General features: G+C 52.4%; 2 tRNA genes. Both read right to left on the bottom strand.

The window, feature by feature from the left end:
* Positions 1-73: 73 nt before the first annotated feature.
* Positions 74-149 (bottom strand) — tRNA-Ala (locus JFU11_RS27945).
* 30 nt (positions 150-179) lie between these two features.
* Positions 180-256: transfer RNA gene (locus tag JFU11_RS27950), tRNA-Ile, on the bottom strand.
* Between the last annotated feature and the right edge of the window lie 17 nt (positions 257-273).

Here is a 273-nt window from a genome sequence, read left to right on the forward strand (position 1 = left end):
GACTAGAAATCAACATTCATCACCGTCTTGGTGGAATGCTCATTTCTAAGCTTTCAACAAACAGAAGCAGTAGTGGTGGAGCCAAACGGGATCGAACCGTTGACCTCCTGCGTGCAAGGCAGGCGCTCTCCCAGCTGAGCTATGGCCCCGTATTTCTACAGGCGTTTCCCACACAAAATTGGTGGGTCTGGGCAGATTCGAACTGCCGACCTCACCCTTATCAGGGGTGCGCTCTAACCAACTGAGCTACAGACCCAATTTCGGGCTGCTTCT

Origin of the sequence: Pseudomonas sp. TH37, assembly GCF_016650735.1 — a bacterium.
In the GTDB taxonomy this organism is placed as follows: domain Bacteria; phylum Pseudomonadota; class Gammaproteobacteria; order Pseudomonadales; family Pseudomonadaceae; genus Aquipseudomonas; species Aquipseudomonas farris.